This window comes from uncultured Acetatifactor sp., from assembly GCF_948601915.1.
In the GTDB taxonomy this organism is placed as follows: Bacteria; Bacillota; Clostridia; order Lachnospirales; family Lachnospiraceae; genus Acetatifactor.
The window spans coordinates 24,091-31,704 of the sequence record NZ_CAPDXS010000050.1; the positions used below are offsets into that span (position 1 = coordinate 24,091).

Sequence of the window (7,614 nt, forward strand, 5' to 3'; positions counted from 1 at the left end):
GAGCTCCGGCCCGTCTGCCCGGGATATCTGGACATAGGACAGGAGAGAGGAGTTTGGAGGACCATGGGACAGACAGAATTGCGGAAGAAGAAAGATGTAAATACATTGACGGAAGGGGCGCCCTGGAAACTGCTGCTCCTGTTCTCCCTTCCACTGATGGCGGGGAACATCTTCCAGCAGATGTATACCATGGTGGACACCGCCGTGGTGGGCAAGGTGCTGGGGGTGGATGCGCTGGCCGCGCTGGGGGCGGTGGACTGGCTGAACTGGCTGACCCTGGGGATCATCCAGGGCTTTGCCCAGGGCTTCTCCATCCTGATGGCCCAGAAATTCGGCGCGGGCGAGTACGGGAAGCTGCGGCAGGTCATCACCAATGCCATCGTCCTGGCCGCTGTGTGCGCGGTGTCGCTGACGCTGATCAGCGAAGCGGCAGTGGGAGCGGTGGTGTCTCTGCTCCGGACGCCCCAGGAAATCCGTCCGATTTCCATGGCGTATCTGCGTATCCTGTTCGCGGGGCTGCCGGTGGTCATGGTGTACAACCTGGCGGCGGCTATCCTGCGGGCCCTGGGCAATGGCAGGAAGCCCCTGATCGCCATGGTGATCGCCTCTCTGACCAATATCGTGCTGGACATCCTGTTCGTCATGGGCTTCGGCTGGGGCGTGCAGGGGGCGGCAGTCGCCACATTGATCGCGCAGTGCTTTTCGGCTGCTTACTGTATCCGGCATATCCGCAGGATTGAGGTGCTGCGGCTGGGAAGGGAGGACTGGAAGCTGGAGGGATCCCTCTGCGGCAGGCTCATGACCTTCGGACTGCCCATGGCATTCCAGAACACGGTGATCTCCGTGGGCGGGATGATTGTACAGACCATCGTCAACGGCTTCGGCGTCACGTTCATCGCCGGACTCACCGCCACCAACAAGCTGTACGGAATCCTGGAGGTGGCCGCCACCTCCTACGGCTATGCCATGACCACCTATGCCGGACAGAACCTGGGTGCGGGTAAGATACGCAGGATCCGGAGAGGCATGAGGGTGGGGACGGGAATCGCCATCATCACCTCCGTGGGCATCATGGCTGCCATGCTGGGCTTCGGGAGATGGATCCTGGCCTGGTTCCTGCCTGCGGACGCGGGACAGGGCATGGAGGCGCTGGACATTGCCTATCGCTATCTGTCCATCATGGCGGTATTCCTGCCTGTGCTGTATATCCTCCATGTGACCAGGAGCTGCATCCAGGGGCTGGGGAACACGGTGCTGCCCATGGTCTCCGGGGTGGCCGAATTCGTCATGCGCACAGGGGCAGCATTGCTGCTGCCCCTGTCATTCGGAGAAAACGGTATTCTGTATGCGGAGATCCTGGCCTGGATCGGCGCCGATGTCATCCTGATTCCAAGCTACTTCTATATGGTGCGCAGGCTACCGATGGAAGAGGAGCGCTCCATGGAAGAAGCGCATTCCATGGAAGATTAGTCCAGCATCCTGTCCAGTGTCTCCAGCAGGGTGTTCACATCGATAGGCTTTGCAATGTGGCCGTTCATGCCGCATTTCAGGGCCTCTTTTTTATCCTCCTCGAAAGCGTTGGCGGTCATGGCCAGGATGGGGATGGAGGAGAGCGCCTTGTCCTCCATCTGGCGGATGCGGGTGGCGGCCTCATAGCCGTTCATCACGGGCATCTGCACGTCCATCAATACCAGCTGGTAGAAGCCCGGTTCCGATTTCTGCAGCATATCCACCGCAAGCTGGCCGTTCTCCGCCACATCGATGGTGAATCCTGCCTCGCCCAGGATGGCGGTGGCGATTTCCTGATTCAGCTCATTGTCCTCGGCCAGCAGGATGCGCCCCCTGTGATGGCGGAAGGAGCCCCTGTCGGCATCGGCGGCCTGCTTCTCCTCTGTGTGGATGGCGGAGTGCAGGCAGCTTCGCAGCTCGGACATGAACAGCGGCTTGCTGCAGAAAGCCGTGACGCCGGCTTCCAGGGCTTCATCCTCGATGTCCGACCAGTCGTATGCCGTCAGGACGATGATGGGCACGTCCTCCCCCATTTCCTTCCGAATCCTGCGGGTGATCTCGATGCCGTTCAAATCCGGAAGCAGCAGATCTATGATATAGACGGAGTATCCGTCGCCCCGCATGGAGGCCTGATGAGTGCGCAGCACGGCTTCCTTTCCGGACATAGTCCACTCGGCGCGCATGCCGATTTGCTGGAGCATATAGGATACGCTGTCGCAGGTGTTGAAGTCGTCGTCCACCACCAGCGCCCTGCAGTTCTTCAGCTCCGGAATGTCCTGCACTTCCTTTTTGGCATTCTGGAGGCGGAAGGTGAGGGATACCACGAATTCCGTGCCCACGCCCTGCTCGCTCTTCACCCGGATGGAGCCGTTCATCATATCCACGATGTTCTTCGTGATCGCCATCCCCAGTCCGGTTCCCTGTATCTTGCTGATGGTGGAGTTGCGCTCCCGCTCGAAGGGCTCGAAGATGCGCCTCACGAATTCCTCGCTCATGCCGATGCCGGTATCCTTGATGGTGAAATCGAAGTTCGCGTATCCGGCAGGCGCCATGGGAGTCTCACGGATCCGCATGGTGACCAGGCCGCCGGGGCCGGTATATTTGATGGAATTGCCCAGAAGGTTCAGCAGCACCTGGTTCAGCCGCAGCTTGTCGCAGTAGATTTCCTCGTGGATTACGTCCACCGCATCGATATAGAATTCCAGCTGCTTTGCCCGGATATCCGCCTGAACGATATTGCGTAGCCCGTGGAGGATGTCGGGCAGGCTGCATTCCTGCTCATCCAGGTGCATCTTGCCGCTCTCGATGCGGCTCATGTCCAGGACATCGTTGATCAGGCTCAGCAGATGGTTGCCGGAGGTCATGATCTTCTTCAGGTATTCCTCCACCTGATCCCTGTTGTTGATATGGGTCATGGCCAGGGCGGTGAAGCCCACGATGGCGTTCATGGGGGTGCGGATATCGTGGGACATATTGGAGAGGAAGATGCTCTTGGCCTTGCTGGCCCGGTTCGCCTGCAGGAGGGCGTCCTCAAGCTGCTCCTTCTGCTCCATTTCCTTGCGGGTCTCCTCGTCCACGCTGCGCAGGCCCAGGACCATGCCGTGGCTTGTGTTCCACTCGCCTGCCCGCACAACCTTCAACTGATAATATTTCACTTCGCCGCTCTGGACAGAACGGTAATTCGTATAGAACAATTGCCTCTGCACCAGGCCTTCCTTCATGCTATCGGGAGAAAGGAATTCCCGAAGCATATCCTGATCCTCTTCATGGACGAATTCCCGGATATAAAGCTCCATGCTTTCGGAGAAGGATAAGCTGCCGCTGAACACAGAGCCGAAGAGAGAGGCATCCTTGTCCTTGATCTGGAGCAGCTTTCCGGTATCCGTGTCAAGGTCAAAGAAGCAGACGAGGTTGTAGTCGACTGTCAGGGCACGAACCAGCTCCATCTGCCTTCTCTCATTCTCCAGGCGCTCCTGGTTCTCACGCTGCTTCTGGGCCGTGCAGTCCAGCAGGAATCGCTGATAGGCCAGGCTGCCGTTTTCCCTTATGAGCTTGATATTGCCCATGATATACAGAATCTTGCCGGTCTTGTGCCGGACGCGGTATTCCACGCCGACGCTGTCGCCCTCCTTCTTCAGCGACTGGATGGCATCCCGGAGATATTCTTTGTCCGAATCCACCACAGAGGAGGCCACCATGTTGAAGCCGCCGGCCTCCATCTCCTCCTGGGATTCAAAGCCCAGGATGTCCAGGGCCGACTTGTTGACGCTGATGATGCGCGAACCGTCCAGGGTGTGGCACATGACGCCGCATTCCAGGGTGGTGAAAATGGTCTCCAGGGTCTGGTTCTTCTTGACGACTTCCTTTTCATAGGCCCGTTCCTGGGTCACGTCGATTGCCACGCCCACTGTGCCCATGACGCTGCCGTCCAGATCGTACAGGGGAGATTTATAGGTGGTGAGCAGCTTCATCCCTTCGCCGGTCTTCACCAGTTCCTCCGAGACGCAGGTAATCTCCTTGTTCATCACCTCGTTGTCGGATTCCATGCAGTCGTTGGCATTGTTGGCAGGATCGTTGGGATCCACGTCCCATATGTAAAAATGGTCACGACCTTCTACCTGCTGCTTTGTCTTGTTTACGGTCTGACAGAAACAGTCATTGACTTTTTCGTGGATTCCCTCCCGGTTCTTGTACCAGATCAGATTGGGGACATGATTAATGGTGGCTTCCAGGAAATGGCGTGTCTCCCATGAATCCTTGTCCGCCTTGTTGCCAAGCTGCCATCTCAGGAAGCGGAAGGTGAATTCCTCCTCTGACATGGGAAGCTTCCAGATATCGCTGATATGGGGAAAATCAGGGGCCAGCGCTGCAATCTGGCTGCTGTCCGCCAGCAGAATCAGCTCAGCGTCCTGGCGCTTGCCGGAAAGGAGCGTCCGAAGGGCTTCCTCCGTATCCATGGCCTGTATGTCTGCGATGATTACATCGGCTTTGGCAGCAAGTTCTTCCTGCGGGCTGTCGCTTTCCATGAATGTATGTGTGAAATGGTCAAAAGGGGCCGTCTTTTTTACGATGTCAAAAAGGCTGTCCTGTAATCCGGCTAAATAGAAATGAATATGACAATGGTACATATTCGTTTCCTCCTTGTGTTCGTTCCTTTTTCCGCTGCCTGTTTCAGGGGCGCTTCTTCTATTATATCATTGTTTATCCGGCGTGGCAACCGGATTTTGTGCGCTGTGCCGTCATCTATAAATCGCCGCAACGATTTCCGCCGTCGTCTTGGGCTTGTTCATGGCGTAGATATGGATGTCGTTCACGCCGTTCTCCTGGAGGTCGCGGATCTGGCGGATGGCATAGTCGATGCCGGCCTTGCGCATGTCCTCCTTATTGTCCCCGTAGGCGGCTATCAGATTGGCCAGGGCTTTTGGGATGCTGGAGCCAGAGAGGGTGACGGTGGTGCCCAGTTGTCCGGCGGAGGTGATGGGCATGATGCCCGCGCAGAAAGGGACGGTGATGCCTTTCCTCGCCGCCTTCTCCAGGAAGGAATAGTAGTAGTCATTGTCGAAGAACAATTGGCTGATGAAGAACTCCGCCCCCGCCTCCTGCTTCCTCTTGAGATGGTTCAGGTCGGACTCCATGCTGAAGCTCTCGAAATGCTTCTCCGGATAGCAGGCCCCTGCCATGTGCAGATCCGTGTGTTCCCGCAGGAAATCCATCATGTCGTTGGCATGGGCGAAGTCCCGGGAGGCGAACTGCTCGTCGCTCATATCCTTGGGACGGTCGCCCCGCAGGGCCAGGCAGTGGCTTATGTTGTGGCGCTTAAGCTCCCCCGCGATCCGGAGCAGGTCCTCCTTTCTGCTGCCTACGCAGGTCATATGGGCCACCGCGTCTATCCCCAGGGTATTCTGGATATAGGAAGCGATTTCCACGGTCTTGCCGGCGCGGCTCCCGCCGGCCCCATAGGTGACGCTGATGAAATCCGGGGACAGCTTCCCCAGCGCGTCCATCACCTGAAAAGCGGATTCAAAATCCCCGTCCTTCTTAGGGGGGAAGACCTCGAAAGAAAGGGTGGGCTTGTGCTCGAACATGTTCTGTAACATTTTATATCACCTTATTTTCCTTTGTTTCATGATTTCTGCTTGATTTTGCATTAAGAATATCGTAACATGAAAGAGAATGAAATTCAAGGGAAAGGTGGTTGCGATTTACAGGGCGGACAGGCTTTGGCGGAAATTGCGTGGATGCGGTTCGGCCGGGGGCGGATTCGGACTGTGGATGGCAGCGGAAGGGACATGTAGCGCTATGGAGAGACAGGGATTTCAGGGAACCGGGGAATATGTGGCCAGCGAGGAGCTCATGGCCAGCGTGAATATCGCGATTGCGTTGAAGAAGCCTCTTTTGATCAAGGGGGAGCCGGGCACGGGCAAGACCATGCTGGCGGAGGCCGTGGCGAAGGCTCTTGGGAAGCGGCTGATCATATGGAACATCAAGTCCACCACCAAGGCCCAGGAGGGGCTGTACGTGTATGACACCATCCAGCGTCTCTATGACGGGCAGTTCGGCGAGGAGGGCGTGGATGACATCGCCCATTACATCAAGCTGGGCAAGCTGGGGGAGGCTTTTGACAGCGAGGAGCAGGTGGTGCTCCTGATCGACGAGATTGACAAGGCGGATCTGGAGTTCCCCAACGATCTGCTGTGGGAGCTGGATCAGATGGAGTTCTACATCAATGAGACCAAGCGGACAGTGAAAGCGAAGCAGCGCCCCATCGTGATCATCACCTCCAACGCGGAGAAGGAGCTGCCGGACGCGTTCCTGCGCCGCTGCATCTTCCATTACATCGATTTCCCGGACAGGGAGCTGATGGAGGAAATCGTGCGGGTGCATTATCCGGACGTGGAGGAGAATCTGCTGAAGAATGCCATGGAGGTGTTCTACAATATCCGCGCCATCCGGGACATCCGCAAGAAGCCCAGCACTTCCGAGCTGATCGACTGGATCAATGCCCTGCAGATCGGGGGGATTCCGGCGGACACCATCCGCAAGGCTCTGCCTTTCGTGGGCGTGGTGGTGAAAAAGGACGAGGATCTGCAGCTGGTGCGGCAGGAGCCGAATCTGTAAGGGGGCTGCCGAGGGCTGTGAAATCCTTCAAGTGGACAGGCTGGTGACAGGGAGTATGGGAAAAATTTTGGGACAGGCTATTTTCGGTTCTGAACAGGCTGTCTTCGAGCAGGTAGAAAAAAATATAGATGACCTTGTGGCGAACAGCGTGGATTGGAGCGCGTGCGCTTCCAAAGAACAGCTGCAGGCGGCGAGGGAAGGGAAGCTGGGATTACGGTTCTTCGACAGGGATGTCCCGGAAGAGTGGCTGAAGGATGTCAAAGGAAAAAGAGTCCTCTGCCTGGCTGGCGCCGGGGGACTGCAGTTTTGACTATATCCTGAATCCGCCGTCCTTAATGTACATTCCCAGGCTCAGCGTGGTGTTTGGGGAATGCTACCGCGTCCTGGCGGAAGGCGGCGCCTTTCTCATGATGGCTCCCAGTCCGATCAATTATGTGTGCGACTATGTGGAGGATGAGGATGGCGGATACTATAAGGCCGTGCACAGAATGCCTTTTTGCTCCAGGGAGCATGACGATTCTGACTGGATCGAGTATGGGCATTCCATGGAAGAGTACTTGGGCGGCCTGATTGCGTGCGGGTTTGTGATCAACGGCTATGTGGAATGCCAGATGGAGGATATCACGGAACTGCATTTCATGACGCGGGCAATCAAGAGCCGATGACGGCAGGAAGGATGTGGCGATGGGGCAGATAGCGAATCAGATGTTCCTGGAGTGGTGCCATAAGATGGCGCGGAAGATAGGAGAGAAACGGAAAAATCGGGACGCTGAGAAGCAAAGGCCGGAAGAGGCCGGGAAAAAGGAGCGCCGATAGCACAGCTCTGGCGGCGGAGGTCAAATTAGGGAAATAGCTCCCGACAGATTTGGTGAAAATCGGTTTTATGGAAAAAGGGAAAAGAGCGGGAAGGACAGAGGTCTGCTGCAGGAATAAGGAACTGTCGTGAAATAATTTGTATATTTTTGGAATCTATGTTAATATATGTCA

General features: G+C 56.6%; 7 protein-coding genes. 5 read left to right on the forward strand and 2 right to left on the reverse strand.

Annotated features, from left to right (window positions below):
* Positions 1-63: 63 nt before the first annotated feature.
* Complete coding sequence (locus tag Q2B33_RS10515; RefSeq protein WP_300571171.1) at positions 64-1,470, forward strand: MATE family efflux transporter; 1,407 nt, start codon at positions 64-66, stop codon at positions 1,468-1,470.
* Here the strand turns inward: Q2B33_RS10515 and Q2B33_RS10520 are convergent.
* Positions 1,467-4,637 carry a response regulator gene (locus tag Q2B33_RS10520; RefSeq protein ID WP_300571168.1) on the reverse strand — a complete coding sequence of 1,057 codons (3,171 nt, stop codon included), beginning with the start codon at positions 4,635-4,637 and terminating at the stop codon, positions 1,467-1,469. The genes Q2B33_RS10515 and Q2B33_RS10520 overlap by 4 nt on opposite strands.
* 111 nt (positions 4,638-4,748) lie before the next feature.
* Positions 4,749-5,606: a methylenetetrahydrofolate reductase [NAD(P)H] gene (gene metF / locus Q2B33_RS10525; RefSeq protein WP_300571165.1), complete on the reverse strand. Its 858-nt coding sequence runs from the start codon at positions 5,604-5,606 to the stop codon at positions 4,749-4,751.
* Between the two features lie 175 nt (positions 5,607-5,781).
* Between metF and Q2B33_RS10530 the strand changes: the two genes are divergently transcribed.
* The 4 genes from Q2B33_RS10530 to Q2B33_RS10545 are packed head-to-tail and all read left to right on the forward strand — an operon-like array spanning position 5,782 to position 7,443.
* Positions 5,782-6,627: an AAA family ATPase gene (locus Q2B33_RS10530; protein WP_369124253.1), complete on the forward strand. Its 846-nt coding sequence runs from the start codon at positions 5,782-5,784 to the stop codon at positions 6,625-6,627.
* Positions 6,628-6,682: 55 nt separating this feature from the next.
* Complete coding sequence (locus tag Q2B33_RS10535) at positions 6,683-6,937, forward strand: hypothetical protein (RefSeq protein WP_300571162.1); 255 nt, start codon at positions 6,683-6,685, stop codon at positions 6,935-6,937.
* Positions 6,882-7,292, forward strand: coding sequence for a hypothetical protein (locus tag Q2B33_RS10540; RefSeq protein WP_300571159.1), 411 nt, complete (start codon positions 6,882-6,884; stop codon positions 7,290-7,292). The genes Q2B33_RS10535 and Q2B33_RS10540 overlap by 56 nt, the downstream gene beginning before the upstream one ends.
* A gap of 19 nt (positions 7,293-7,311) precedes the next feature.
* Positions 7,312-7,443 (forward strand): hypothetical protein, encoded by a 132-nt coding sequence (locus tag Q2B33_RS10545; protein WP_300571156.1) that lies wholly within the window; start codon positions 7,312-7,314, stop codon positions 7,441-7,443.
* Positions 7,444-7,614 lie beyond the last annotated feature (171 nt).

Coding starts and splice junctions, on each gene's coding strand:
- Q2B33_RS10515 (WP_300571171.1), top strand. CDS start 64: ATGGGACAGACAGAATTGCGGAAGAAGAAAGATGTAAATACATTGACG.
- Q2B33_RS10520 (WP_300571168.1), bottom strand. CDS start 4,637: ATGTACCATTGTCATATTCATTTCTATTTAGCCGGATTACAGGACAGC.
- metF (WP_300571165.1), bottom strand. CDS start 5,606: ATGTTACAGAACATGTTCGAGCACAAGCCCACCCTTTCTTTCGAGGTC.
- Q2B33_RS10530 (WP_369124253.1), top strand. CDS start 5,782: ATGGCAGCGGAAGGGACATGTAGCGCTATGGAGAGACAGGGATTTCAG.
- Q2B33_RS10535 (WP_300571162.1), top strand. CDS start 6,683: ATGGGAAAAATTTTGGGACAGGCTATTTTCGGTTCTGAACAGGCTGTC.
- Q2B33_RS10540 (WP_300571159.1), top strand. CDS start 6,882: ATGTCAAAGGAAAAAGAGTCCTCTGCCTGGCTGGCGCCGGGGGACTGC.
- Q2B33_RS10545 (WP_300571156.1), top strand. CDS start 7,312: ATGGGGCAGATAGCGAATCAGATGTTCCTGGAGTGGTGCCATAAGATG.